This is a genomic window from Chryseobacterium gotjawalense, from assembly GCF_030012525.1.
Lineage (GTDB): Bacteria > Bacteroidota > Bacteroidia > Flavobacteriales > Weeksellaceae > Kaistella > Kaistella gotjawalense.
This window is the reverse complement of record NZ_CP124855.1, coordinates 29,901-54,991: the sequence shown is the minus strand read 5'-3', so window position 1 is coordinate 54,991 and position 25,091 is coordinate 29,901. Positions and strand designations below refer to the sequence as shown.

Genomic DNA, 25,091 nt, shown 5'->3' with positions numbered 1-25,091 from the left:
AAATTTATTTTATCAGATGGATACTACAACCCAATACATTCCTTATAAAGTTAAGGATATCTCACTAGCCGATTACGGGAGAAAAGAAATTAATTTAGCCGAAGCAGAAATGCCGGGATTAATGGCGATTCGTGAAGAATACGGCCCGTCTCAACCACTGAAAGGGGCAAGAATAGCAGGTTGTCTTCACATGACAATTCAAACTGCTGTTTTAATTGAAACTTTGGTAGCTTTGGGCGCAGATGTTACCTGGTCTTCCTGTAATATTTTCTCTACCCAAGACCATGCTGCTGCTGCAATTGCCGCTGCCGGAATCCCGGTTTACGCCTGGAAAGGAATGACTGAAGAGGAATTCGAATGGTGTATCGAGCAAACTGTATTTTTCGGTGAAGACAGAAAACCATTAACCCTTATTTTAGATGATGGTGGTGATTTAACCAATCTGGTTTTCGATAAATATCCTGAATTAACAGCGGGAATCAAAGGGCTTTCTGAAGAAACAACTACAGGAGTTCACAGATTATACGAAAGAATGCAGAACGGAACTTTGGTAATGCCTGCAATCAACGTGAATGATTCGGTAACAAAATCAAAATTCGACAATAAATACGGCTGTAGAGAATCTGCGGTTGATGCCGTGAGAAGAGCAACTGATGTAATGTTGGCGGGTAAAAGAGTGGTCGTTTGTGGCTACGGTGATGTGGGTAAAGGAACTGCGGCTTCTTTCAAAGGTGCAGGCTCTATCGTTACGGTAACCGAAGTTGATCCAATCTGTGCTTTACAGGCCGCAATGGAAGGTTTCGAAGTTAAAAAACTAAGTTCTGTCGTTGAAAATGCAGATATCATTATTACAACTACCGGTAACTTTAACATTGTTAAAGGAGAGGATTTCAAAAGAATGAAAGACAAAACCATCGTTTGTAATATCGGTCACTTCGATAATGAAATCGATATGGCTTGGCTGAACAAAAACTACGGCGATACCAAATACGAAGTTAAACCACAGGTTGATGTCTACAATATCGACGGAAAAGAAATCATCATTTTGGCAGAAGGCCGTTTGGTAAATCTTGGCTGCGCAACAGGACACCCAAGTTTTGTAATGAGCAACTCATTTACAAACCAGACTTTGGCTCAAATTGAATTGTGGACCAACTCTTCCGCTTATGGAAACGAAGTTTATACTTTGCCAAAACATCTGGATGAAAAAGTAGCGGCTTTGCACCTTGCAAAATTAGGCGTAGAACTGGAAACTTTAACTGAAGCTCAGGCAAAATATATCGGTGTTGATGTAAAAGGTCCATTCAAACCGGAATATTACAGATACTAAGATTAAGAATATTTAAGATATTTCACCTTAAAAAGAACTCTTTGAAAATTTCAGAGAGTTCTTTTATTTTTCGCAGACTCTATTATGCTATTTCACCAACCTGTTAGAAAATGATTGACGAAAGCATTTAATTAAAAAAATAAGGTATATCCGTAATTAAGATATTTTTATTGTGGACCTTTGATAAGTGGAACGCCTTTATGAATTTTTTCTTATTGTTTTTAAAGGAATTGGTGAATCTTCGTTTTGCTCTTTAAAAGAAATGAGAAAAAAACAGCATATTTGCAAATAAAATCTTTTGTCTCGTTCACGGCGAGATTAAAAATCTTTATTATAATTAAAGCCGGATATCCATATTTAAAATAAAAATAAACAGCTATGAAAAGACATGAAGCCTTAGTACAACTCAGTCGTGACCATCATTTCGGGCTGTTGCTCTGTTGGAAATTAAAGGAGGGTTTAAAGAAAGAAGTCACCATTGACCGGATGTCAAAATATATTGATTTATTTTATCTTCAAAATCTAAAACCTCATTTTGCGGAAGAAGAGGAAACCATATTTAAAGTTTTAGGCGAGGAAAATCCTTTAATTAAAGAAGCGATTTCTCAGCACAGAATCATGCACAAGATGATTGAAAATGGCTTTAAAACTCCCGAACAAATTGAAGATTTCCGGGCTTTACTTGAACTTCACATCCGAACAGAGGAACGGCAGATTTTCCCCGAAATAGAAAAACAGGCAACTGACGAACAATTACAGTCCATTTTAAAATTGGATCATCCAGAATTAAAAGAACCGGAATATGATGATCTCTTTTGGAAGTAAAAGGTTCCAAACCAATCACTTTTAGTTAATGAGTATTACTAAAAATAAAGACAACCAGTTCTGTTGAACTGGTTGTCTTTATTTTAAACTCCTATTCAGATGACTGATTATATCATCAAAATCCGTGAATTCGTGGCTGTACAAATGTTAAATCCGTTCGATATCAGCGCCAATCGCTTTCAATCTACCGTCAATATTTTCGTAACCACGGTCGATCTGTTCAATATTATGAATAACCGAAGTGCCTTCAGCCGAAAGCGCCGCAATTAACAAGGCATTCCCTGCTCTGATATCAGGTGAAACCATCGTAGTGCCCCTCAACGGATATTCGTGATTTAAACCGACAACTGTGGCTCTGTGCGGATCACACAGAATAATCTGCGCTCCCATATCTATTAATTTATCCACGAAGAACAAACGGGATTCAAACATTTTCTGGTGAATGAGCACTGTGCCTTTTGCCTGAGTAGCGACTACCAAAATGATAGAAAGTAAATCAGGCGTAAATCCAGGCCACGGCGCATCTGAAACAGTCAGAATAGAACCGTCAATGAATTTCTGAATCTTGTAATTTTCCTGAGCCGGAATGAAAATATCATCACCTCTCTTTTCTAAATCAATTCCTAATTTCTTAAACGTATTTGGAATAACTCCAAGCTCTTTCCAGTTTACATTTTTAATGGTAATCTCAGATTTCGTCATTGCAGCAAGTCCGATCCAGGAACCGATCTCCACCATATCGGGCAACATGGTATGTTCTGTTCCGTGCAGATGAGACACTCCTTCGATGGTCAATAAATTGGAACCGATACCCGAAATATTAGCGCCCATTCTGTTGAGCATTTTACACAATTGCTGCAGGTAAGGTTCGCAAGCCGCATTATAAACTCTGGTTTTACCTTTGGCTAAAACGGCAGCCATTATAATATTGGCAGTTCCCGTTACTGAAGCTTCTTCCAACAAAATAAATTTGCCATGAAGTTCTTTCGCCTTTAACGTATAAAAAGATTCTTTTTCGTCGTAATGAAAATCCGCACCTAATTCTACCAATCCCTGGAAATGCGTATCCAATCGTCGTCTCCCGATTTTATCACCACCCGGAGTCGGCATATAAGCTTCACCATATCTGGCCAGCATCGGACCGAGCAGCATTACAGATCCACGAAGTTTTGCGCCGTCTTGCTTGAAATCCTGCGATTTCACATAATCGAAGTTGACCGCATCTGCCTGAAAAGAATAATCACCGTGCCCGTTTTTTGTTATTTTCACGCCGAAATCCTGCAAAATCTCAATCAACCGGTTCACATCATGGATGTCGGGAATATTTTTAATGCGCACTTCTTCATCCGTCAGCAATACTGCACACAAAATTTGAAGCGCCTCATTTTTAGCACCTTGCGGCGTAATTTCGCCATGCAGTTTTTTTCCTCCTCTAATTTGAAAACTTCCGCTCATTCTTATTTCCGGTTTTTATTGTTTTGAATATTTTTTCTGTTATTTTGGTTCTTTGGATTATTTCTAGGGTATGATTTATTGGTTCGGTTCGTTGCGTAATAAATTTTACTTTTTTCTAATGAATCCAAAATGGTTAAATCCAAACGGTTTTTCGAAAGGTCTTTTAAATGACGAAAAATCACCTCATCCTGTACATGTTCTTTGTTATAAACATTATACGATTTTTTCATATTGTTGGCAATCACCTGAATCAAAGCGTCTTTTTCGTCACCTGCTTCTAACTCAATTGCTTTATCGATCAACTGCAAAATACTTTTCCCGTAAAATTTAAAATCACCCTGAAGTTTTGGGTATTCCATTCTTTTAGGTTTCACCTTCATTTCTTCCTGAGTTAGGATATGATACGGTGAATCTACGTCTAAATCATATTTTGCTAAAATGAAAAGATGATCCCACAATTTATGTTTATAATTTTCTTCATCACGGAGCTGAGGATTTCTCTGACCCATAAAATCTACAATCGCCACCGCCATTTCATTACGTTCGTCTCTGTTTTCAACCTCCTTGCAACGTTCTACAAGTTGCTGTATAATTCGGCCGTATTCCGGCATTTGGAGATGCGTTTTGCTTGTATTGTATTCCATAAGTGCAAATATAAGAATTTGTTGAGGTTAATGGTTTTAGTTTGCTGTAATTTTTTGGGCGTGCCCCTTCATTGCCATCGCTGAGCGCTGTTAGGGCTTGCAGCCCTAACAGCGCTTTCCCCTCCATTCGGGTCAGTCTTCGGCTCCAATCTTTTTTTTAGAAAGAATTTGTTCAAAAAGAAGACTTAGAAAAAAAAAGGATTTCCACCTACGCCCTCACGCAGACCCGCTCATGAGTTCAATTCCCGAACTAAAATCGACATTTAGGAATTTTTTAAAAAAGGAATAAAGCAATTTTATAATTACCAAAAATAAGTTTCGGCTAAAGCCATCGGGAAATCTTAATTGATAAACTGACACTGATATTTCAAAAAAGCATCATCCTTTCGTCTTTTGTCTTTCAGAGAAGAGCTTTATCGTGCAAAAGGAAACTCCCGTCTATCATCCTTTATCTTTCAGCGAAGCGCTCTATTATCCAAAACCTATTCAATAAATTTTTTCCGCTCTTCTGCAGTAGGTATTTCGCAGGCTCCAGAATTGAGTTTTTTCCTGTTTGCTGCTACGCTGTCGTAAAAAAAATCAGTTAGCGCAGTAGGCAAAAAGCGCAAATACGATAATAATTGATACGATCCTCCGATGAGTTCACAAATCTTGAAAACAGCCTGTGATTTCTGCAAATAATATTTTTCAGGTTTCCAAAGGTAAAGAGTGCTGAGGTTTTTTACTTCCAAATTTCTTTCCCTTAAAAACTGCTGGCCAAAATCCGATTGCAAAGCAGCAAACAGAAAGTTATTCTTCGAATCTTTTTTTAAGATCCAGTGCACCCAGAAATTACAGAAGCCGCATTCCCCATCATAGAAAACGTAATATTTGGAAGGATCAGGGTTTGTCATTATTTAATCTTAAAATCAGATTTTTCAACCGAAGTCGGTAAATCATTTAAAATACGCGTGTCGTTCTCCATAAATTTGAAATAATCAATCACTTGCTTCTTATCCGCCGCATTTAATTTGGCTTCGGGATGAAGGATTACATAAGAATCCAGCGGCATTTCATTTTTCTCCATCATTTCAACAGCTTCTTTCAATTTCTTGATCTGCCGTTTCGTTTCGTAAGTTGCAAAAGTAGAGAAGTTCAGGTCTTTTCTACCGTCCTTAATGTGGCTTTCCAAAAACCAACCAAATGGCTGTGTACTTGCATACCAAGGATATTTTGTTTCATTGCTGTGACAGTCGTAACAGGCATTTCGGATTAAATTCGCCGTCTTTTCCGGGGTATTCTTAATTTTTAAGAAATCCATCTGCGGTGTGGCAACGGGATTATTTTTATCAATCGGGAAAAACTGTATCAATATAAAAGCCACGATGATAATTATCAGTACTTTTTTCATTTTAAAAATTTTGTTGTGTGAATTTATAACTTTAATTTTAAATGAGAAAAAACTTTCAAGGTTATAGATTTTATAAATCGAAAATGATTTTTTGATTGATAGAAAATTTGTACTTTTGCATTAGAAATTTTAAAACAACAATATTATGTCATTAGTAGGAAAAAAATTCCCAAACATCTCCATCGATGCAATGTCTGAAATGGGTGATGATTTAAAAATCAACATCTTTGAAGAAGCAACCAAGAACGAAAAAAAAGTTCTTTTATTCTGGTATCCAAAAGATTTCACTTTTGTTTGCCCGACTGAACTTCACGCTTTTCAGGAGGCTTTAGGTGAATTTGAAAAAAGAAATACCCAAGTAATCGGTGCTTCCTGTGATACCAACGAGGTACATTTCGCATGGTTAAACACCCCAAAAGACAACGGTGGAATCGAAGGAGTTACTTACCCGATCTTGGCAGATACGCACAGACAGTTAGCAAACATTTTGGGAATTGTAGATCAGGATTTCGATTATGATGAAGAAGGAAACGAATCTTTCACCGGATCAAACGTGACTTACAGAGCTACTTATTTGGTAGACGAAACAGGAAAAATCTTCCACGAAGCAGTAAATGATATGCCATTAGGAAGAAATGTGAAAGAATTTTTAAGATTAATCGACGCTTACACTCACGTTCAAAAACACGGTGAAGTTTGTCCTGCAAACTGGGAAGAAGGAAAAGATGCGATGAAAGCAAACAGAACTTCTACCGCAGAATATTTAGCGTCTCACAAAAACTAAAAAAAGAAATTATGTATACCGAATTAGCAGATGATACTTTGCAGCAGATCGTAGCAGACAACGATAAAGTTGTGGTGCAATACGGTGCAACATGGTGCGGAAACTGCCGGATTATGAAACCTAAATTCAAAAAATTGGCGGCAGAAAATGAAGACATTCCTTTTCTATACGTCGATGCTGAAAAATTACCGGAAAGCAGAAAATTAGCAAAAGTAGATAATTTACCAACGTTCGCTATTTTCAGTAAAGGAGAACTGGTGAATCAGGTTCAATCGAATCAGGCAGAGAGTCTTATTAATCTTTTTAAAGAACTTAATTAATGAAATTACCTGTAATCAGACAGTTTTATCAAACTCAGTCTGTAGAAAATTTAGAAAAAACTTTAGAAGTTATTGAAGCTTTTACAGAATTCAGAGGAACAACAGAAGAAGATCTGAACGTTGCCGGAGAATTGATTACCAATATCTGTGGCGCGCTCGAAGTTCATGCAGATGTTGCGACTGGAATGGCAGAAAGAGATGCGCTGAACTCTTTTGCTCAAAAGGTTTTAGGTTCGATCGACAAGTAGTTTTAAAGTAAAAATGAAAGAAAAAAGGTGGGAAAATAATTTTCCCACCTTTTTATTTTAATCGTTTTTACGGTCTTTGTAATTTTTGTTGTACTTTTTATCGTGGTCTTTGCCTTTTTTATAATCCTTATAATTCCGATCTCTGTAGTCACCATTGTCGGATTTTTTCCACTGATTATTTCTTTTATTCTGTTGCCCTTTCGCGTAATCAGTTGCTTTGCCTCCGTAGATTTTTTTGGCCTGTCCGGGTGGAAGATTTCTTCTGTTTTGATTAGGATAATACACGGTTTGATTTCCGTCTCTTCCTAAAATACCTGGTTGTCCGTAGACCTCTCCCGTTCGGATTACCGTTCCGTTTTGGTAAACATTTCCGTTTCGGTCACGATAGACTTCACCACGGCGGTAAACCTGTCCATCACCGGCTCTGTAAACCTGCCCGTCTCCGGCTCTGTAAACCGTGCCGTTATTTGATCCATTATTGGGATAATTGTTGGGATAATTATTTCCGTAAGGATTCTGGGTCGTACCGCAAGAAGTAAGCGTGATTGCCAAACCTGCTCCTAATATTATTTTGAATAGATTTTTCATTATTGAAATTTTAAAGATTTAACTTTAAACCTTTCAATGATGATGCCAACTAATAAATAACTTCGGTTTTTTATTTTTTAAAATGGAAACTTCTAAAATGCTTAAGAAAATGAAGTCAATTTCATTCTCTTAATTCGAAATGTTTTTAAGGATAAACAATTGTTTTATGACTTTAAAATTGTCAATAAACTTTCGAAATTATTGAACAATATCTATTTTAAATTTAAACTTTCCGCCACTTTCAAAGCACATTTTTCCCCATCAATTGCAGCAGAAATTATTCCACCTGCATATCCTGCGCCTTCTCCACACGGATACAAACCTTTGATCTGAACATGTTGCAAAGAATAGTGATCACGGGGAATCCGAACCGGTGAAGAAGTTCTGCTTTCCGGTGCATGCAAAACAGCTTCATTCGTCATATACCCTTTCATCGATTTTCCAAATTCGACAAAACCCTGTCTCATAATCTGACTTAAAAATCCTGGGAAAACTTCACCCATTTCAATTGAAGCAGTTCCTGGAACATAAGATGTTTTTGGAATATTTTGTGAAATTTTATTTTGGGTAAAATCAACCATTCTTTGGGCAGGAACTTTTTGAGTTTCGCCGGCTAAATGCCAAGCTTTCTGCTCAATTGCTTTCTGAAATTCCATTCCCGCTAAAGGTCCGAATTTTTGAAAAGGTTTGAAATCTTCTAATTTCAGTTCGACCACAATTCCTGAATTTGCGGTGGACTGATCTCTTTTCGAAGGCGACCAACCATTCGTCACCACTTCACCAGGACTCGTCGCACAAGGCGCTATTATACCACCTGGACACATACAAAACGAATACATCCCGCGGCCATTGACCTGTTTCACCACAGAATACGGTGCAGGTGGCAAAAACTCACCACGATAATCGCAGGAATATTGTATTTTATCAATCAGTTCCTGTGGATGTTCAGCGCGCACGCCCAAAGCAAAAGGTTTGGCTTCAATCAGAATATTCTTTTTATGTAGCAGTTCAAAAATATCCCGTGCGGAATGTCCCGTTGCCAAAATAACTTTATTGGCCGAAATGATGTTTCCATTTTGAAGAACAACACCCTGCATTTCGTTATTTTTCACTACAAAATCAGTGACACGGGTTTCAAATAAAACTTCTCCGCCACAAGCGATAATTTTTTCACGGATATCCTGAATAATTTGGGGCAATTTGTTGGTTCCAATATGGGGATGGGCATCGACCATAATATCTGGAGTGGCTCCAAAACCGACAAAAAGTTCTAAAATCCGATCGATATCACCGCGCTTTTTTGAACGGGTATATAATTTTCCGTCCGAGTAAGTTCCGGCACCACCTTCGCCAAAGCAATAATTAGAATCTTCATTTACAATCCCGTCAACATTAATGGCTTTCAAATCCCGGCGACGGCCCCGCACCTCTTTTCCACGCTCTAAAATGATGGGTTTCAGTCCCAACTCAATCAATTGTAAAGCAGCAAATAATCCCGCCGGACCAGCTCCTACGACAATCACTTCCTGTTGATTGGCAACATTCGGATAATGAGGTAATTCTATTTTAGAAGGAATATATTCTTCACCAAGTAAAAAAACATTTCCCTTAACATTTACTTTTACCGCCTTTTGCCGGGCATCAAAAGAGCGTTTTAAAACCACTACTTTCTGAATTTCTTTCGGACTTATATTACAGAATTTTCCGACCTGTTGTGCTAATAAATCTTCGCTGGCAGCAACTTGGGGTGATACTTGAAATTGAAATTCTTTTGGCATTGAATAGTGTTAAGAATAAAGTTTAAAAAAGGTTTTCATCGGATCAATCATTCCGGCTGCAAATTTCTACTTTTTATTCAATAGAAATAATATAAAATCAAAATTTATCATCTAAATTCCTACCACCCTGCTTCTTCTTTCGAGCAACACAATATTTCGCCAATTCCCGTTCATTTCGCCAATTCTTTCTCTTGTTCCGATCATCTTGAAACCATGCTTTTCATGGATTTTCACGCTCACTGTATTCTCGGGAAATATTGCGGCCTGCAAAGTCCAGAAACCATTTTCTTCACTATCGAGAATCAGTTTTTTCATCATCACTGTTCCCAGTCCTTTTCCCTGAACTGAAGCGTCTAAATAAATGCTGACTTCGGCAACACCTTTAAAACAATCGCGATTGCTGATGGGTTGTAAGGCGCACCAACCCACCACTTCATCAGTTTCATTTTCTAAGACGAAACGGCAGACATTAAAATGTTTGGTATCCCAGGCTTCCCAGGCAGGTGCCACTTTATCGAATGTAGCATTTCCACCGTTAATTCCCTGTTGAAAAATCTCTAAAACTTTATCGCCATCTTCGGGACGCATTGGTCGTATTTCGTAATTCATTGTTTTCTAAGTTATAATTTCTGATAAGAGCCTATTTATTTTTTTTCCGTAAAAGAATCGAAAGAGCGATTCGAAAAATCAGTAATGCAAAAGTGGAATTGATTCTTGCATTCCCATTTTGTATTCTTATAGAAATCCTATTCTCCACTTTTATTTTTTGTCACTTTATGGTTTAAAGATTTATATTTTGAGACAGTTCCTTAAAACTTATGGCTTTTTCTGGGGAACTTTCTACGGCGGCGTGAAAATTTGATGGAACCGGTTTCTTTGTCGATTGAAATTACACTGATATTGCCGTCAACTTCCAAAACTGCCAGTTTCACATCGACGATTTTTTCAACGCCATGCTCTCTGACCGCTTCTTCCAGTTCATCAAAACTAACTTCCTGTTCTTTCATTTTTACATTATCCACAACGCCGTCTTTGATTAAAATGATAGGATCAGATTCTACGAAACTTTTAATTTTCGGATTAGTGAAAATTATTTTTTTAACGATAAAATTGGCTACAAATAAGACCAGTGCCGCAACCAAACCTCCTTCTAAACTTACATTAGAACCCACCATCGCATTCTGCACGGCATTGGAAATCAAAAGAAGCAACACAATATCACCCGCATTTAACTGCGAAAGTTGATTCTTGCCAAAAACCCGGATTGCGGCAAACATAAAAAGATAGACTGCGAGACTCCGTAAAGCGACATCAAGAAATGGATTCATTATTTCCTATTTTTATAATACAAAGTAAAAGAAAATAAAAAAACCGAACATCACATTCGGTTTTTGATTTTTAAAATAATTACTTTAACTGTTTAATTCTCTTTTTAAGAATTTCGCAGTCAAAGATTTTTTTGATTTGGCGACTTCTTCGGGAGTTCCTTTGGCAATGATTTCTCCACCGCGGTAACCACCTTCCGGACCGATGTCGATGATATGATCTGCCAATTTAATTACATCTAAATTATGTTCAATGATAATAAACGAATTCCCCAGTTCGACCAATTTATTGATGGCGTCCATCAACACTTTTACATCTTCGAAATGCAATCCGGTTGTTGGTTCATCCAGAATATACAAAGTATTTCCGGTTTGTCTTTTTGATAATTCTGTGGCGAGTTTAATTCGTTGCGCTTCTCCTCCACTCAAAGTTGTGGATTGCTGTCCCAGCGTGATATATCCCAAACCAACATCCTGCATGGTTTTTACTTTTGAAAAGATCTTAGGAATCGGCTGGAAGAATTCTGTAGCTTCATCGATGGTCATTTCCAACACATCAGAAATGGATTTTCCTTTGTAACGGACTTCTAAAGTTTCGCGGTTAAAACGTTTGCCATTACAGGTTTCGCAATGAACGTACACATCAGGCAGGAAATTCATTTCAATCACTTTCAAACCTCCACCCTGACAGGTTTCACAACGCCCGCCTTTTACATTAAAGGAGAACCGTCCTGCTTTGTAACCACGGATTTTAGACTCCGGAAGTTCAGCAAAAAGATTCCTGATATCGGTAAACATGCCGGTATAAGTTGCGGGATTGGACCGCGGCGTTCTGCCAATCGGTGTTTGATCCACATCAACTATTTTGTCGATGTTGTCAATTCCTTCAAATTTTTTATAGGGTAAAGGTTCTTTTACGGCTCTGTAAAAATGCTGATTTAAAATTGGGTACAAAGTCCCATTAATTAAAGAAGATTTTCCACTTCCTGAAATCCCTGTCACTACAACGAGTTTCCCAAGTGGAATTTCTAAATTGACATTCTTCAGATTATTTCCAGTCGCACCTTTTAAAGTTAGTGTTTTTCCGTTTCCTTCTCTGCGAACTTCCGGAACTTCTATTTTGCGTTTTCCGGTCAGATAATCCGCGGTGATGGTATCGGCATTTAATAAATCTTTCGGTTTTCCCTGCCAAAGAACTTCACCACCGAATTTCCCTGCACGCGGGCCAATATCCAAAACCTCATCGGCTTCCATAATCATATCTTTGTCGTGTTCAACAACGATTACAGAATTCCCAATGTCGCGTAAATTTTTCAAAGATGCGATCAGTCTTTCGTTATCTCTTTGGTGCAAACCAATCGACGGTTCATCTAAAATATAAAGCACATTAACCAATTGCGAACCGATTTGTGTTGCCAAGCGAATCCTCTGAGATTCCCCACCGGAAAGTGTTCTGGAACTTCTGCTCAAACTCAGATAATCCAAACCGACATCTAGCAGAAACTGAAGTCTGGTTTTGATTTCTTTTAGAATTTCGTGAGCGATGATTTTATTGTTTTTGCTGAACTTATCTTCAACCTGAATCAACCATTCCTTTAAATCAAGAAGCGATAAAGCATTAATTTCTGCGATATTTTTCCCATCGATTTTAAAACTTAAACTGGACGCCTGCAAACGGGCTCCATTACAGTCCGGACAAACCTCTTCTGTGGTGAAATGGCGTTCTAACAAAGTAGCATCGTAGCTTTCTTTGTCATCAATCATTTCATTAATCAAGGAAATTAAACCGTCAAAATTGACTTTGATTTTCTTATTAATTCCCGCAAGTTTTAAATCTTTATTGATTTCTTTGTGGCAACCGTTGTAGATGTAATCCAGGGCTTCTTTCGGAATATCCTTGATCGGCGTGGCCATAGAAAGACCAAAAATCTCTAAGATATTTTTAATCTGACCCAGAATCCATTTGTTGGATTTAATGTCTTCTAACGGGAGTAAACCACCCTGGTTGATAGAAAGTTTCGGATTTTCGACAAAATAATCGGTATTCACTTTCTTCACCATGCCTAACCCTTTGCAATAAGGACAACTTCCTTTCGGCGAGTTAAACGAAAAGGTATTCGGTTCCGGCAAAGACAATGAATGTCCGGTGTCGGCATCCATTAAATTTTTAGAGAAATATTCTATATTTTCACTTGCTAATTTTTGAATCCCAATCACTCCTTCACCCATGTGCAAAGCAGTTTTTAATGATTGTTCCATTCTGGTTTCAGACGCATTCTCCCCGATAATCCAACGGTCAATCACAATATCGATATCGTGGGTTTTATAACGGTCGAGCTTTAGATCATATTCAATATCCAGAATCTCGCCATCAATTCTTGCCTGGCCATATCCTTTCTTAGCCATCTGCACAAAAAGTTCGTGGTAATGCCCTTTTCGGGAACGAACTGCCGGAGCAAGCAACATTACTTTCTCCCCTTTATAATTATTTTTAATGGCCTCTAAAATCTGTTCCTCGGTGTAACTTACCAATCTTTGCCCGGTCGTTAAAGAATACGCATCTGAAACTCTGGCAAAAAGCAGACGCAAAAAGTCATACAGTTCCGTTACGGTTCCTACGGTAGAACGCGGATTTTTATTCGTTGTTTTCTGTTCAATGGCGATCACGGGAGAAAGTCCGTCGATTTTATCAACATCCGGTCTTTCCAGACCGCCGAGAAATTGTCTGGCATACGCCGAAAAAGTTTCGATATATCTTCGCTGACCTTCCGCAAAAATCGTATCAAAAGCCAAGGATGATTTCCCACTTCCTGAAAGCCCGGTGATTACGACCAGTTCATTGCGCGGAATTTTAACATCGATGTTTTTTAAATTATGTTCACGGGCACCGTAAACTTCTATATATTCTTTAGGATCTTTCATTTTTAAACCTCGAAATTTGAATTTTCAGGATTGGCAAAAATACGGAATTTTTATAGGATAATAAGTTAAGAATTCAAAGCTGAATTTTAATTTAGAATTAAAGCACCCTCAAAAAATTAATTTAAAAATTGATTTCCACTCCCATTTGATTGAATTAAAAATACGTGATGATGATTGTTCCCACCGATTTAAAAATTGCAGGATCCACAGAACTGCATCACATCAAAAATATTGCCGGAAAAGAACCGGAAACCCACCGCGACGGTTTGGAATACTATGGAAAACTTTAAGCTAAAATCCCTTTAAAATACATCGATGAAGAAAAGATAAAAAAATCAAAACTGATGGTAGTGACGGTTATGATTATTTACCAAGTATTGCTTCAGCAAAGGAACCCATATCGAAAACAATGAAAAAATTACGGGCTTGAGCTGATCACATTATAAAACAAAAAACCGTTTCACTTACAAGTGAAACGGTTTTTTTGTGGAGGATATCGGGATCGAACCGACCACCTCTTGACTGCCAGTCAAACGCTCTAGCCAGATGAGCTAATCCCCCATTTTAAAATCCAAATTTTACAAAGTAAATTTCGGATTTGCAATGATACAAATTTTTGCGATTTAAAAGCAACATTTCTGTATTTATTTTTTTTCGGCAACAAGTGAATATACGAGAGGAATTCTATTTCCAAATTGTGGGATTTGATATTTTCCTTTTTCTACTTCCTCAATATGACGGAAACACGGATATGGAGACCAATTGTATTCCTGAAAGCTTTGCAGAATGAGATCCTCACCTGATAAACTGGTTAAAACTTCTGAAAGGGAATGATTCCAACTCACTTCTTCGTTCATCAACTCGGCAGCTGGATCGGCATATGTTCCCTGATTGGTTTCAATAATCTGTTCATTATTAAAATAACTGTGTTTGACAAAAGTGAAGTCGTCATCATACATCCAAACCACGGGATGAAATTCTACGAAGATCAATTTACCCCCAGGTTTTAGAAAATTAGAAATCACTTCGGCCCATTTTTGCAAATCGGGAAGCCAACCAATTGTGCCATAAGTCGCATAAACAATATCAAATTTTTGATGTAAAACATTTGGCAAATCATATACATCTGAAACTAAAAACTGCGTATCTGTTGCGCATTGCTCCGCCAATTTTTTTGCTGCGTCAATAGATTTATCCGACAGATCGATTCCCGTAACTTTTGCTCCTAAACGGGAAAGTGAAATAGAATCCTGTCCGAAATGACATTGCAGATGAAGAATGTTTTTGTCTTTGATCTCGCCTAAAAGCTCCAGTTCAATGGAGTTTAAAGAAGTTCGTCCTTTTACAAACTCATCTACGAAATAGAAATCAGATTTTAAATGCGAATCTACTTTTGCATTCCATAATTTACGATTGATATCGAGATAATTTTCCATTATTTCCAGATTAAAAATAAAGTTCCAGCGATAATTAAAGAAGCGCCGACTGCTGTTTTCCACGTTAATGTTTCGCCTAAAAATATGATGGCAAAAATTATAGTCAACGCCAAACTGAGTTTATCAATTCCGGCTACTTTTGAGACTTCGCCCATTTGCAAAGCTTTAAAATAAAAAATCCAGGAAAAACCGGTTGCAAATCCCGATATGATGAGGAAAATCCAGTTTCGTGACGAAAGTTCTCCGAGCGCTTTATATTCATTTCGGAAGAAAACGATCATCCAAATCATGATTAAAACAACGACTGTCCGAATAGCAGTCGCCAGATTAGAGTTTACATTTTCTACACCGACTTTAGCAAAAATCGCTGTCGCTGCTGCAAATAAGGCAGAAAGTAAGGCGTAGATCCACCACATTTTTTGAGTTATTAATTCTGTAACCGTGACAAGATTCTGAATCTTGTCACGGTTACATTTGTTTAATCTAAAAATTCTTCTACCATCTGAATAATCTGTTCACCCGTTTTCAAATTCTTAATGGTTATTTTGCCGTCTGAAATTTCCTGTTCTCCGTAGAAAACCAAGTTGGGAATTCCCTTTTTTTCAGCGTAAGTAAATTGTTTTTTCAGTTTTGCAGATTCCGGATATAATTCTGCAGAAATCCCTTTTGTCCGAAGTTGACCAATTACTTTCATGGCTGCTAAAGATTCGTTTTCGCCGTAGTTGGCAAAAAGATATTGTACCACGTTTACAGAATCCTCGGGAAATAAACCAAGTTCTTCCATGACCAGATAAATTCGGTCGAGACCGAAAGAAATCCCAATTCCGGGAATGTTTTTCACACCGAAAACTTCGGTTAAATTATCATATCTGCCGCCCCCGCCGATGGATCCCATCGCAACATCAGTCGCTTTTACTTCGAAAATTGCGCCGGTATAATAATCGAGTCCACGTGCTAAAGTAATATCAAATTTTAGACTTTCTTCAGAAATCCCCAATTCAAAAGATTTCGTCAATACAAATTCTAACTCTTCTACTCCAGCCGTTCCGATTTCATTTCCTTGAAATTTCTCTTTTAACTGTGCTAAATTCTCCAGTGCTTTTTCACTTTGATTAAAAAGAAAATCAAGTTTATCGATAGAGTCCTGACTGATGTTTTTTTCTAAAAGCTCTTTAACAACTCCCTCTTTTCCAATTTTATCGAGTTTGTCGAGCGCCACCGTAAAGTCGATCAACTGATCTGAAATCCCGGCAAATTCTGCCAGACCAGAAAGAATTTTTCGGTTGTTCAAATGAAGAACAACATTCACTTTAAGTTCAGCAAATGACTTTAAATACAGTTGAACCAACTCTATTTCCTGCCATAAACTCACGCTTCCCACCACATCAGCATCACACTGGTAAAATTCGCGGAAGCGCCCTTTCTGCGGACGGTCTGCGCGCCAAACCGGTTGAATCTGGTACCGCTTAAAAGGAAAAGTCATTTGTCCATGATTCATGGCAACATATCTGGCGAAGGGCACCGTTAAATCATAACGCAATGCTTTTTCGGAAATTTGCGAAATTAATTTTTGAGAATTTTTAGCTGACCAGTCTTCATCTTTTGTTTTCGACGCATAGTCACCGGAATTCAGAATTTTGAAAATCAAACGGTCGCCTTCTTCGCCGTATTTTCCGGTTAGAGTGGAAAGGTTTTCGAAACTCGGTGTTTCTAAAGGCTGAAAACCAAACAGTTCAAAATTCTTTTGTAAAACATTGATAATAAACTTTCTCCGGTAAACTTCTTCGGCGGAAAAATCTCTGGTTCCTTTGGCTAAACTGGGCTTCATAGGTATCGTAATGAATAATAGGTGATGATTAATTATGCTGGCAATATACTTGCATCAGTCTGCAAAAATACGGAAATATTAATCTAAAACCTTAAAAATGCTTGATCATCCAAAGGTTGCAGCCGCTATGTCCCGAATTGCCCAATGGTTTTTCTAAGTAAGTAAAACCCTGCTTTTCGTAGATGGAAACTGCGGTAGAAAATTCGGGTAAACTTTCAATATAAATGGATTGATAACCCGATTTTTTTGCAAACTCAATACTTTTTTCCATTAATTTTTTGCCCAACCCTTTTCCACGAAAATCTTGATGGATATAAAACTTAACGAGTTCACCACATTTTTCCGGTAAACCTACCGTAGGAAAAATCCCGCAACAACCGCATAATTTGCCGTCTAATTCTGCGACAAACAATGCTGAGTTTTCTTTGCTAAACAACTCGTATAAATGATCTGTCGCTGCATCTTCATAAACAGTTCCCGGTGTAGGAACCTCAAAATCATGAAAGCAACTTCGTATTATTATTGCCAAAGCGTCATTATCTGATTTCTGAATTTTTCTAATAATAGTTTCCATTTTATAAATTTAATAAAACTTGCTGATTTAGTACCATAAAAAAGAGTCTTAAATCTGAGGAATTTACAAATCAAAAAAACCGAAGAAAATTTCTCCGGTTTTTGAAAATATATAGTGTTTGGGTTTTTAAACGGTTTCTAAAATCTCAATAATTTCTTGGCCGTAGTTTTCGATTTTATGTTTACCGAAACCTTTGATGTCTAGCAACTCTTCTTTTTTGGCAGGTTTGTATTTCGCAATTGAGAAGAGTTCTTTATTGGTTGCGATAAAATAAACCGGCAGTTTTTGATCTTTTGCTTTTTCCGACCGCCATAATTTGAGCGAGTCGAGAATTTTTATTTCATCTATGGAGAGCTCTACTTCCTTTTCTACACTGTATCTTTCAGATTTCGGTTCATTGATCTGCAATTCCAATTCTTCGAAATAAAGAACGACAGACCAATAACTTTCTTCGTCTTTTACAAAAGCGGTTTCGTACTTCAGAATGTTGTTTTGCTGAAGAAAACGGTCGAGCCTTTTTTGATCATTATAAATGAATTCATCTGATAATCTGATTTTAAATATTTGAATTTTCATCGTGTTGTGTTTTTAATATTAATTTTCAAAAGGGAAAGCCAGCCTGATTTCATGGATCAGTCAGCTTTGCTTATCCCTGCTATCTACTACCCAGAAGTAAAAGTTCTAAAACCCGAACTTCCGTAATGTAGCGTTTCTGGCCTTCTTTATCATCATAGTTCCGATATACGATCTTTCCTTCCACGGCGATTTCCTTTCCTTTTTCGACGTATTTTTCCATAATATCTGCAGTTTTTCCGCTACAGACCAGGTTGTGCCATTGTGTTTCTTCTACTTTTTCACCCATGGCATTGGTGTAATGATCGGTAGTTGCCAAACTTACTCTGGCCAACTTTCCGTTTTCAAATTGTACAATTTCTACGTCTTTTCCTGTCCTACCCACTAGGGTAATCTTGTTTCTTAGTGACATGGCATTAGATTTTTATAATTAAACATTAGAAACGGGTCTCACTGTCTTTCCCGAATCTCTGTTGCAAAGATTCACAAGCTTTCAAAAATTAGTCGGTACGGAACCGCTTACTATCGTTTGTATCCGTTTGTGTCGGATATAGGATTGCTAATCAATATTTTAGAAAAAAAAGAGCAAAGAGCAAAGAGCAAAGAGCAAAGATAAAAGATGAAAAAATTACGGAGGGCTTTTCTGGAATTCCAAAAGACCAAAAAGTTGGGAAATCAATTTTCAGAGGAAATCTTACTCCTTTTAATACTTTAATGTTCAAAAAGAGAATGATTCAAGGTTTTTTCAACCACTATTTTTCAAGTTGCAAAAGCCGAAATTGTGTCCTAAGTAGAAGCCAGACAAGAGATTTTCTGTCCTTTTGTATGTAATTTAAAAATTTAAATAAAATTAAATTTAGTTCAAATTTAATTTCCGAATAAAATGTTGGAAACCCAAACTTTTAATTATAAGAAAACTGATTTTCCGGGAAAATATCGAATTGGACCGAAGCGTTCGCTGTAGAACGGTACTTTTTACGAAGAATTTTATTGATATTTTTTAGGGCACCGGTGGTTCCTATTTTTATGGAATTTTCTGCAGAACCCAAGAGGCGACCGTTCTTTTTGTAGGTATCATAGGAAGTCTCTGCGAGTAATTCACCAGTCGAACTGTAAATTTTCATGCTTACAATCACCTGATTAGAAAAAACATATTTCCCAAATCCTACTTTAAAATATTTCACTTTCGGAACTACCGCATATTGGGCATTATTATTTTCACAAAATTCACTAATCAGCTTTGTTTCTGCATCGTCATAAGGAATATTATAATCTACCCGCAGCAACTTGGTACTTTTAGAAGAACTTAACTGATCGGACAGTGCTGAGAAAAAAGCGGAATAAGTGGGTTCTTTTATTTCTTCAATATCAGGGAAAACTTCAGGATTGAAATAAAGAATCTGCTGAATTTTGGTGTCTCTACTCAACAAACCAATCTGTGCAGACACTACACAGCAAGAAGTTAACAGTAAGAAGACTGTAAAATGTGTTTTAATTAAGTAAAGATTTTTCATGGTGTGTTGTACTGCAAAGATACTGCCATCCAATCATATAGACAATAAAATTTTAAGATTTATTTAACATTCATTAGTAAATTTCTGATTTACAAAAGCGATAGTGCTTTCAAGATTAAATAAATAGTTGTACTTTTGCACCCGTTACATAATAATCATTAAAACAATATTGGAATGTACTTAACAACTGACAAGAAGAAAGAAATCTTCGGAAAACATGGAAAGTCTGATACAGACACTGGAAGCGCAGAGGGACAGGTTGCCCTTTTCACTTACAGAATTAACCACCTTTCAGGTCACCTGAAAAGAAACCACAAAGACTACGCAACAGAGCGTTCTTTAGTACTTTTAGTAGGAAAAAGAAAAGCACTTTTAGATTATCTTAAGAAAAAAGATATTAATCGTTACAGAGCTATTATTGCAGAACTTGGTTTAAGAAAATAATCATTTTCCAGACAAAATTAAAGCAACTCGAATTCGGGTTGCTTTTTTTATGGTTAAGAGCCTGTTTAAATTTGTTTTAAAAACCACAAAAGGCACAAAAGTGATATTTTTTAAGAGTCTGTTTAAAATTCATCAAAATTAATTTCCCCAATCCCTAAAGGGTGTAATTTTGATGAATTTTTACGAAATTTTCTACCCTTTAGGTTCGGGAAAAAAGAAAATTTCTTTTTTTAAGCAAATTTAAACAGGCGCTAAGTTTTGCAAAATAAAGTTTTAAAGAATTATTTCTTTTTCTTGGCTTTTGATTTTGCTTTTTCCTGTGCGCGGTTGGCTCCAATTTTTTTCGGAATCTTTCTTGCGTGAGGGCCACCCCAGTTTTCTTTTTTGTTCTTGTCTTTTTTCTCGTGAAATGCGCCACCACCATCTTCAAGCTTTACAGTATGGGCATTTTTCATCACCACTTCATCTTTTTCAGAAGCGATTTTCACAGGATTGATTTTAACTTCAGCCGGGAATTCTTTGATGATTACCGACTTGTCCATTAAAATTTCAATATCTAATAATTGGCTTTCTTCATTTTTAGTCACAAAAGAAACGGCAATACCATTTTTATCTGCACGACCGGTTCTACCAATTCTGTGGATGTATTGTTCTGGAACTTCCGGGATTTCAAAATTAATAACGTGGGTAATATCAGAAATATCTAAACCACGCGCCATAATATCGGTGGTAATCAAACCGCGAACTTCCTGCGATTCGAAACTTTTCATCGCATTCAAACGGTAATTCTGTGATTTATTGGAGTGAATAACGTCAAACTGATCCGGGAATAATTCTTCGATTTTAGTATAAAGTAAATCGGCATGTTTCTTATTATTACAGAAAATAAGAACTTTCGAAAAGTCTTTATCTGTTTGTAAAAGATGTTGCAGCAAATTAATTTTGGTATTAAAGTTTTCCACTTTATAACCAATCTGTTCAATTTTTTCAAGCGGCGTTCCTGATTTCGCCAATGAAATTTCCATCGGGCCGGAAAAATATTCGTAGAGCAAAGCATCTACGGCTTCGGTCATGGTCGCAGAAAAAAGAATATTCTGTCTTTTTTCTTTCATCATTTGGAAGATATGCGTCAATTGCGCTTTGAAACCCAGATTCAGCATTTCATCAAATTCATCGATGATTAATTTCTGTACTTCTTTTAAAGAAATCGCATTGTCAATCGCCAAATCCATCACTCTTCCGGGAGTTCCTACGAGGATATCACAACCATCTGCAAAAAGTAATTTTTGAGTTTTAATATTTTTTCCACCGTAAATCCCGATGACCCTGGCGGTAATATTTTGGGTTAAATGTTCAACAATTCCTGCAACCTGAACGACCAGTTCACGGGTTGGAACAAGAATAAGCACTGTTGGGTTGCCTGTTTTATTATATTTCCAGGTTTTAAGAACCGGAAGGAGATATGCCAAAGTTTTTCCGGTCCCGGTTTGCGCAATTCCCATCACGTCCCGTCCTGAAAGAATCGGGCTCAGGGTTTTCTGTTGAATCGGTGTCGGTTCAAATAAATTAGAATCTGCTAAAACATCAAGAATTTTTTCGGGAAGATCGAAATCGGCAAAGGTCATTTTTTCCATTTTGCAAAGATAGTTTTTTTGAGAGGATTAGAATATATCTAATTTTTTTTATAAAGCATTAAAAATTGAAAAAGTTTTAAAATAAAAAATAGGGTGTTCTTATGTTTTCTTTGTGTTTTTTTTATCTGACTTAAGTCTTTTTTATTTCAATATTTATTAGAATAAAACAGAGTACAAAGTTTTTTCACTCTAAAAACTATCTTTTTAGTAATCTTAAAAAAATGACAATCATTAGAACAACTGAAAGTACAGAGTTTAAGATAATCAAAAGCGGGATATCTCCAACATTAAAAGCACTTTGTGAATTCCAGAGAATCGCCGCAGCAATTATATTGGCACACAATACCATGGCTAAAATAAGATTGACAATACTGGATTTTATGATTTGATGCGTTTTGTCAATATTTTTAATTTCGCTGGTAATGGTAAATTTATTTTCATCTAACTTTTGTAGAAGTGAGCGCAATTCTTTTGGGATTTCTTCTAAATTCTCACTGAGCTCCAAGAGTTTCTCAGAGCCTGATTTCACGAGTTTTTTCGGTGAAATTTTATTAAATATTATTTTTTTTGTGAAAGGCTTGAGGCTCTTTACAATATCTAAATCCGGATTAATGCTTCTGCCAACTCCTTCTATTAAACTAATCCCTTTCAAAAGCAGGTATAAATAATCCGGCATATTGATTCGGTTATTCTTCAACGTATGGATCATTTTACCGACCAATTTCGGAACATCAATGTTTTTCAGAGAACCGCTGTGCACAAAATTGAGAACCTCTTCCACATCATTTTGAAAAGCTTTGTCATCCGGAATCTCATAACTCACCGCCATTTTTTTCAAATATTTAACAATCTTCGCGGCATTCTTCGACACAAATGCCACAATTAATTGTTCCAGAATTTCTTTATCATTGGGCTGAATTTTTCCGACGGCACCGAAATCAATGAAAACTATTTTACCGTCTTTCTTCACCAAAACATTGCCTGCATGAGGATCTGCGTGAAAAAATCCGTAATCTAAAATCTGGGAAACAAAGACGCGCAAACCAACTTCCGAAATTTTCACCGGATCAATTCCATTGTCTAAAAGCTCTTGTTTATTGGTGATTTTTATTCCATCAATAAATTCCATGCAAAGGATATTGTTACTGCAAAACTCCTCATAAATTTTCGGGATATATGTTTCTTTATTATTTTTAAAGTTGAGCGCAAACTGTTGGATATTATTCTTTTCACTGGTTAAAGAAATTTCTTCCAACAAAGATTTTTCGAAGGTAGAAACGGCGCTCTTTAAATTGAGTCTCGCTCCAATGTCGGAATAGGTTGTAATCACTTTTATCAAATCGTGAATCAGCAATAAATCATCCTGAATGTTTTCCTGAACATTCGGTTTTTTAACTTTTAGAATAACTTCTGAACCGTCATTCAAAACCGCTTTATAGACTTGCGCAATCGAGGCCGTGGCCATAGGTTTTTTCTGAATTTCCCGAAAATATTCGTTCGGCGAAATATTGAATTCAAGCTCTAAAATCTCTTTCAGATTCAAATCGACTTCTTCGACTCTGTCCTGAAGTTTCTGCAATTCTACAATTAGTTCCGGAGGCAACAAATCTTCGCGGCTAGAAAACGTTTGACCCAATTTCACAAAAGTAGGTCCCAATTCCTCCAAAGCCATTCTTATTCTTTCATAAACGGAATTGGTCAGCACGATTTCATTTTCATCGACAGAAGGTTCATTGTTTTTCGAAAGATTCATTCTGGCTAAAATATCTTTGAACCCATATTTGCTGAAAATAGAAATTAATTTTGCGGACCGCTTAAATTTTCTTTGCTGTTTATCAAACATAAAAAAGTTTTACAATTACTTTCAAAAAGCATTCCCCAATTATTGAAAAAAGGGGAATAGTTATAAGATATTATTTCAGTGAAATTTTCAAATTACTCCCACTCGATCGTCGCTGGTGGTTTGCTGGAAATATCATAAGCAACACGGTTAATCCCGCGAACTTCATTGATAATGCGATTGGAAATGGTATCCAAAAATTCGTACGGAAGTCTGCTCCAGGTTGCGGTCATAAAATCGGTGGTATTGGCAGAACGAACAACCGCAGTGTATTCATAGGTTCTTTCGTCGCCCATTACTCCGACAGATTTTACAGGAAGTAAAACGACAAATGCCTGGGAAACTTTATCGTATAAATCATTTTTATATAATTCTCCGATAAATATATCATCAGCTTCCTGAAGAATTCTTACTTTATCTTCATCTACTTCGCCCAAAATTCTGATTCCCAATCCCGGTCCTGGGAACGGATGACGGTGGACCAAATGATGAGGAATACCGAGCTCCTCGCCTACTTTACGAACCTCATCTTTAAAGAGTTCACGCAAAGGCTCCAGCAATTCAAAATCCATTTCTTCGGGAAGCCCGCCCACATTATGGTGAGATTTAATTACAGAAGACGGTCCTTTTACACTCTGACTTTCGATGACATCTGGGTAAATAGTTCCTTGGGCTAAAAATTTTGCTCCTTCAATTTTATGGGATTCTTCATCAAAAACTGCCACAAATTCGTTACCGATTACTTTTCGTTTTTGTTCGGGATCTGAAACGCCTTTCAATTTAGACAAGAATCTTTCTGAAGCATCAATCATTTTAATTTTTAAATTGAAATGTTCGCCGTAATTTTCCATTACTTTTTTGCCTTCATCTTTTCTTAAAAGTCCCGTATCAACGAAGATACATTGCAACTGATCGCCAATCGCTTTATGGATTAAAACGGCTGCCACAGAAGAATCTACCCCACCGGAAAGTCCGAGAATTACTTTTTGATCACCGACTTTTTCTTTAATTTCCGCAATAGTTGTGTCGATATAATTGGTAAGCTTCCAGTTTTTTGGTGATTTGCAGATATTGAAGACGAAGTTCTCCATCATTCTGGTACCTTCTTCGGTATGAGAAACTTCGGGGTGAAATTGCACACAATAGATTTTCTTCGATTCGTTGGAAATTGCAGAAATCACATCGGTCATTCCGTTGATAACAAAACCTTCGGGAAGTGTTTCCACTTCGTCGAAATGGCTCATCCAAACGGTAGAGAAGCGACTTACGCCAGAAAGTAAAGCGTTTGATTTTTGAATTTGAAGTTTGGCTTTTCCATATTCTCCCTTCTCTCCTTTTTTCACTTTGCCACCCAATAAATGAGTCGTCAGCTGCATTCCGTAACAGATTCCAAGGACAGGAATATTTAGTTCGAAAAGTGCTTTATCTACTAAACTGGCATTTTCAGCGTTTACTGAACTTGGTCCGCCGGAAAGAATTATTCCTGAAGGCTCCCGCTCTAATATTTCTGCTAAAGGGGTATTAAAAGGAAGGACTTCTGAATAAACGCCCATTTCACGAATTCTTCGTCCGATGAGTTGATTGTATTGTGATCCAAAATCGAGGATGATGATTCCGTTTTGCATATATGTTGTATTGT

Annotated in this window: 26 protein-coding genes and 1 tRNA gene; 7 read left to right on the top strand and 20 right to left on the bottom strand. The window is 37.0% G+C overall.

The window, feature by feature from the left end; translation table 11 throughout:
- The first annotated feature begins 16 nt into the window (after positions 1 to 16).
- Together ahcY and QGN23_RS00260 are read left to right on the top strand one after the other, a co-directional pair.
- Positions 17 to 1,330 (top strand): adenosylhomocysteinase, encoded by a 1,314-nt coding sequence (gene ahcY, locus QGN23_RS00265; RefSeq protein ID WP_282905066.1) that lies wholly within the window; start codon positions 17 to 19, stop codon positions 1,328 to 1,330.
- Between the two features lie 378 nt (positions 1,331 to 1,708).
- Positions 1,709 to 2,155, top strand: a complete 447-nt coding sequence (locus QGN23_RS00260) for a hemerythrin domain-containing protein (protein WP_282905065.1) — start codon at positions 1,709 to 1,711, stop codon at positions 2,153 to 2,155.
- A 147-nt stretch (positions 2,156 to 2,302) separates the two neighbouring features.
- On the opposite strand, the gene murA is transcribed toward QGN23_RS00260, so the two are convergent.
- The 4 genes from murA to QGN23_RS00240 all read right to left on the bottom strand — a co-directional run bounded on the left by murA (position 2,303) and on the right by QGN23_RS00240 (position 5,644).
- Positions 2,303 to 3,610 carry a UDP-N-acetylglucosamine 1-carboxyvinyltransferase gene (gene murA / locus QGN23_RS00255; RefSeq protein ID WP_282905064.1) on the bottom strand — a complete coding sequence of 436 codons (1,308 nt, stop codon included), beginning with the start codon at positions 3,608 to 3,610 and terminating at the stop codon, positions 2,303 to 2,305.
- 2 nt (positions 3,611 to 3,612) lie between these two features.
- Positions 3,613 to 4,254, bottom strand: coding sequence for a DUF4290 domain-containing protein (locus QGN23_RS00250; protein WP_282905063.1), 642 nt, complete (start codon positions 4,252 to 4,254; stop codon positions 3,613 to 3,615).
- 482 nt (positions 4,255 to 4,736) lie between these two features.
- Complete coding sequence (locus QGN23_RS00245; RefSeq protein ID WP_282905062.1) at positions 4,737 to 5,147, bottom strand: thiol-disulfide oxidoreductase DCC family protein; 411 nt, start codon at positions 5,145 to 5,147, stop codon at positions 4,737 to 4,739.
- Complete coding sequence (locus QGN23_RS00240; protein ID WP_282905061.1) at positions 5,147 to 5,644, bottom strand: heme-binding domain-containing protein; 498 nt, start codon at positions 5,642 to 5,644, stop codon at positions 5,147 to 5,149. Before QGN23_RS00240 ends, QGN23_RS00245 begins: the two co-directional genes overlap by 1 nt.
- Before the next feature lie 145 nt (positions 5,645 to 5,789).
- Between QGN23_RS00240 and QGN23_RS00235 the strand changes: the two genes are divergently transcribed.
- The 3 genes from QGN23_RS00235 to QGN23_RS00225 are packed head-to-tail and all read left to right on the top strand — an operon-like array spanning position 5,790 to position 6,996.
- Complete coding sequence (locus tag QGN23_RS00235) at positions 5,790 to 6,428, top strand: peroxiredoxin (RefSeq protein WP_282905060.1); 639 nt, start codon at positions 5,790 to 5,792, stop codon at positions 6,426 to 6,428.
- Positions 6,429 to 6,439: 11 nt separating this feature from the next.
- Positions 6,440 to 6,748, top strand: coding sequence for a thioredoxin family protein (locus QGN23_RS00230; protein ID WP_133440098.1), 309 nt, complete (start codon positions 6,440 to 6,442; stop codon positions 6,746 to 6,748).
- Positions 6,748 to 6,996, top strand: a complete 249-nt coding sequence (locus QGN23_RS00225) for a DUF6952 family protein (RefSeq protein ID WP_282905059.1) — start codon at positions 6,748 to 6,750, stop codon at positions 6,994 to 6,996. Before QGN23_RS00230 ends, QGN23_RS00225 begins: the two co-directional genes overlap by 1 nt.
- A 57-nt stretch (positions 6,997 to 7,053) precedes the next feature.
- Here the strand turns inward: QGN23_RS00225 and QGN23_RS00220 are convergent, their stop codons facing one another.
- The 5 genes from QGN23_RS00220 to uvrA all read right to left on the bottom strand — a co-directional run bounded on the left by QGN23_RS00220 (position 7,054) and on the right by uvrA (position 13,609).
- Positions 7,054 to 7,584, bottom strand: a complete 531-nt coding sequence (locus QGN23_RS00220) for a hypothetical protein (RefSeq protein WP_282905058.1) — start codon at positions 7,582 to 7,584, stop codon at positions 7,054 to 7,056.
- 212 nt (positions 7,585 to 7,796) lie between these two features.
- Complete coding sequence (locus QGN23_RS00215) at positions 7,797 to 9,362, bottom strand: NAD(P)/FAD-dependent oxidoreductase (protein ID WP_282905057.1); 1,566 nt, start codon at positions 9,360 to 9,362, stop codon at positions 7,797 to 7,799.
- Positions 9,363 to 9,473: 111 nt separating this feature from the next.
- Positions 9,474 to 9,971 (bottom strand): GNAT family N-acetyltransferase, encoded by a 498-nt coding sequence (locus QGN23_RS00210; RefSeq protein ID WP_282905056.1) that lies wholly within the window; start codon positions 9,969 to 9,971, stop codon positions 9,474 to 9,476.
- Between the two features lie 200 nt (positions 9,972 to 10,171).
- Positions 10,172 to 10,690: a DUF421 domain-containing protein gene (locus QGN23_RS00205; RefSeq protein ID WP_282905055.1), complete on the bottom strand. Its 519-nt coding sequence runs from the start codon at positions 10,688 to 10,690 to the stop codon at positions 10,172 to 10,174.
- Between the two features lie 84 nt (positions 10,691 to 10,774).
- A complete protein-coding gene (gene uvrA / locus QGN23_RS00200) occupies positions 10,775 to 13,609 on the bottom strand; it encodes an excinuclease ABC subunit UvrA (RefSeq protein ID WP_282905054.1) in 2,835 nt (944 codons plus the stop codon).
- Between the two features lie 167 nt (positions 13,610 to 13,776).
- On the opposite strand from uvrA, the gene QGN23_RS00195 reads away from it, so the two are divergent.
- Entirely contained in the window at positions 13,777 to 13,899 is a 123-nt protein-coding gene (locus QGN23_RS00195; RefSeq protein WP_282905053.1) for a hypothetical protein, read from the top strand.
- Positions 13,900 to 14,096: 197 nt separating this feature from the next.
- Here the strand turns inward: QGN23_RS00195 and QGN23_RS00190 are convergent.
- The 8 genes from QGN23_RS00190 to QGN23_RS00155 form a co-directional block, all read right to left on the bottom strand.
- Positions 14,097 to 14,170, bottom strand: a tRNA-Ala gene (locus QGN23_RS00190).
- 83 nt (positions 14,171 to 14,253) lie between these two features.
- Positions 14,254 to 15,045, bottom strand: coding sequence for a class I SAM-dependent methyltransferase (locus tag QGN23_RS00185; protein ID WP_282905052.1), 792 nt, complete (start codon positions 15,043 to 15,045; stop codon positions 14,254 to 14,256).
- The gene (locus QGN23_RS00180; RefSeq protein WP_282905051.1) at positions 15,045 to 15,461 is read right to left on the bottom strand and encodes an EamA family transporter; all 417 of its coding nucleotides are present in this window, start codon (positions 15,459 to 15,461) and stop codon (positions 15,045 to 15,047) included. The genes QGN23_RS00185 and QGN23_RS00180 overlap by 1 nt, the downstream gene beginning before the upstream one ends.
- 62 nt (positions 15,462 to 15,523) lie before the next feature.
- The gene (hisS, locus tag QGN23_RS00175; protein WP_282905050.1) at positions 15,524 to 16,873 is read right to left on the bottom strand and encodes a histidine--tRNA ligase; all 1,350 of its coding nucleotides are present in this window, start codon (positions 16,871 to 16,873) and stop codon (positions 15,524 to 15,526) included.
- A gap of 91 nt (positions 16,874 to 16,964) precedes the next feature.
- Complete coding sequence (locus QGN23_RS00170; protein WP_282905049.1) at positions 16,965 to 17,447, bottom strand: GNAT family N-acetyltransferase; 483 nt, start codon at positions 17,445 to 17,447, stop codon at positions 16,965 to 16,967.
- Positions 17,448 to 17,573: 126 nt separating this feature from the next.
- Entirely contained in the window at positions 17,574 to 18,023 is a 450-nt protein-coding gene (locus QGN23_RS00165) for an HRDC domain-containing protein (protein ID WP_282905048.1), read from the bottom strand.
- A gap of 79 nt (positions 18,024 to 18,102) precedes the next feature.
- Positions 18,103 to 18,432, bottom strand: coding sequence for a single-stranded DNA-binding protein (locus tag QGN23_RS00160; protein ID WP_282905047.1), 330 nt, complete (start codon positions 18,430 to 18,432; stop codon positions 18,103 to 18,105).
- Positions 18,433 to 18,922: 490 nt separating this feature from the next.
- Complete coding sequence (locus QGN23_RS00155) at positions 18,923 to 19,468, bottom strand: pyruvate decarboxylase (RefSeq protein WP_282905046.1); 546 nt, start codon at positions 19,466 to 19,468, stop codon at positions 18,923 to 18,925.
- A gap of 240 nt (positions 19,469 to 19,708) precedes the next feature.
- Here QGN23_RS00155 and rpsO point away from each other — a divergent pair, with 240 nt between their 5' ends.
- Positions 19,709 to 19,978: a 30S ribosomal protein S15 gene (rpsO, locus tag QGN23_RS00150; RefSeq protein ID WP_133440087.1), complete on the top strand. Its 270-nt coding sequence runs from the start codon at positions 19,709 to 19,711 to the stop codon at positions 19,976 to 19,978.
- Between the two features lie 281 nt (positions 19,979 to 20,259).
- On the opposite strand, the gene QGN23_RS00145 is transcribed toward rpsO, so the two are convergent.
- The 3 genes from QGN23_RS00145 to guaA all read right to left on the bottom strand — a co-directional run bounded on the left by QGN23_RS00145 (position 20,260) and on the right by guaA (position 25,077).
- Positions 20,260 to 21,612 carry a DEAD/DEAH box helicase gene (locus QGN23_RS00145; RefSeq protein ID WP_282905045.1) on the bottom strand — a complete coding sequence of 451 codons (1,353 nt, stop codon included), beginning with the start codon at positions 21,610 to 21,612 and terminating at the stop codon, positions 20,260 to 20,262.
- 196 nt (positions 21,613 to 21,808) lie between these two features.
- Entirely contained in the window at positions 21,809 to 23,455 is a 1,647-nt protein-coding gene (locus QGN23_RS00140) for an ABC1 kinase family protein (RefSeq protein ID WP_282905044.1), read from the bottom strand.
- Between the two features lie 92 nt (positions 23,456 to 23,547).
- Positions 23,548 to 25,077 (bottom strand): glutamine-hydrolyzing GMP synthase, encoded by a 1,530-nt coding sequence (gene guaA, locus QGN23_RS00135; protein WP_282905043.1) that lies wholly within the window; start codon positions 25,075 to 25,077, stop codon positions 23,548 to 23,550.
- Between the last annotated feature and the right edge of the window lie 14 nt (positions 25,078 to 25,091).

Coding starts and splice junctions, on each gene's coding strand:
- QGN23_RS00245 (WP_282905062.1), bottom strand. CDS start 5,147: ATGACAAACCCTGATCCTTCCAAATATTACGTTTTCTATGATGGGGAA.
- QGN23_RS00220 (WP_282905058.1), bottom strand. CDS start 7,584: ATGAAAAATCTATTCAAAATAATATTAGGAGCAGGTTTGGCAATCACG.
- QGN23_RS00185 (WP_282905052.1), bottom strand. CDS start 15,045: ATGGAAAATTATCTCGATATCAATCGTAAATTATGGAATGCAAAAGTA.
- QGN23_RS00230 (WP_133440098.1), top strand. CDS start 6,440: ATGTATACCGAATTAGCAGATGATACTTTGCAGCAGATCGTAGCAGAC.
- rpsO (WP_133440087.1), top strand. CDS start 19,709: ATGTACTTAACAACTGACAAGAAGAAAGAAATCTTCGGAAAACATGGA.
- QGN23_RS00195 (WP_282905053.1), top strand. CDS start 13,777: ATGATGATTGTTCCCACCGATTTAAAAATTGCAGGATCCACAGAACTG.
- QGN23_RS00170 (WP_282905049.1), bottom strand. CDS start 17,447: ATGGAAACTATTATTAGAAAAATTCAGAAATCAGATAATGACGCTTTG.
- hisS (WP_282905050.1), bottom strand. CDS start 16,873: ATGAAGCCCAGTTTAGCCAAAGGAACCAGAGATTTTTCCGCCGAAGAA.
- QGN23_RS00160 (WP_282905047.1), bottom strand. CDS start 18,432: ATGTCACTAAGAAACAAGATTACCCTAGTGGGTAGGACAGGAAAAGAC.
- uvrA (WP_282905054.1), bottom strand. CDS start 13,609: ATGAAAGATCCTAAAGAATATATAGAAGTTTACGGTGCCCGTGAACAT.
- QGN23_RS00260 (WP_282905065.1), top strand. CDS start 1,709: ATGAAAAGACATGAAGCCTTAGTACAACTCAGTCGTGACCATCATTTC.
- QGN23_RS00180 (WP_282905051.1), bottom strand. CDS start 15,461: ATGTGGTGGATCTACGCCTTACTTTCTGCCTTATTTGCAGCAGCGACA.
- QGN23_RS00145 (WP_282905045.1), bottom strand. CDS start 21,612: ATGGAAAAAATGACCTTTGCCGATTTCGATCTTCCCGAAAAAATTCTT.
- QGN23_RS00250 (WP_282905063.1), bottom strand. CDS start 4,254: ATGGAATACAATACAAGCAAAACGCATCTCCAAATGCCGGAATACGGC.
- murA (WP_282905064.1), bottom strand. CDS start 3,610: ATGAGCGGAAGTTTTCAAATTAGAGGAGGAAAAAAACTGCATGGCGAA.
- ahcY (WP_282905066.1), top strand. CDS start 17: ATGGATACTACAACCCAATACATTCCTTATAAAGTTAAGGATATCTCA.
- QGN23_RS00240 (WP_282905061.1), bottom strand. CDS start 5,644: ATGAAAAAAGTACTGATAATTATCATCGTGGCTTTTATATTGATACAG.
- QGN23_RS00205 (WP_282905055.1), bottom strand. CDS start 10,690: ATGAATCCATTTCTTGATGTCGCTTTACGGAGTCTCGCAGTCTATCTT.
- QGN23_RS00140 (WP_282905044.1), bottom strand. CDS start 23,455: ATGTTTGATAAACAGCAAAGAAAATTTAAGCGGTCCGCAAAATTAATT.
- QGN23_RS00165 (WP_282905048.1), bottom strand. CDS start 18,023: ATGAAAATTCAAATATTTAAAATCAGATTATCAGATGAATTCATTTAT.
- QGN23_RS00235 (WP_282905060.1), top strand. CDS start 5,790: ATGTCATTAGTAGGAAAAAAATTCCCAAACATCTCCATCGATGCAATG.
- QGN23_RS00210 (WP_282905056.1), bottom strand. CDS start 9,971: ATGAATTACGAAATACGACCAATGCGTCCCGAAGATGGCGATAAAGTT.
- QGN23_RS00215 (WP_282905057.1), bottom strand. CDS start 9,362: ATGCCAAAAGAATTTCAATTTCAAGTATCACCCCAAGTTGCTGCCAGC.
- QGN23_RS00225 (WP_282905059.1), top strand. CDS start 6,748: ATGAAATTACCTGTAATCAGACAGTTTTATCAAACTCAGTCTGTAGAA.
- guaA (WP_282905043.1), bottom strand. CDS start 25,077: ATGCAAAACGGAATCATCATCCTCGATTTTGGATCACAATACAATCAA.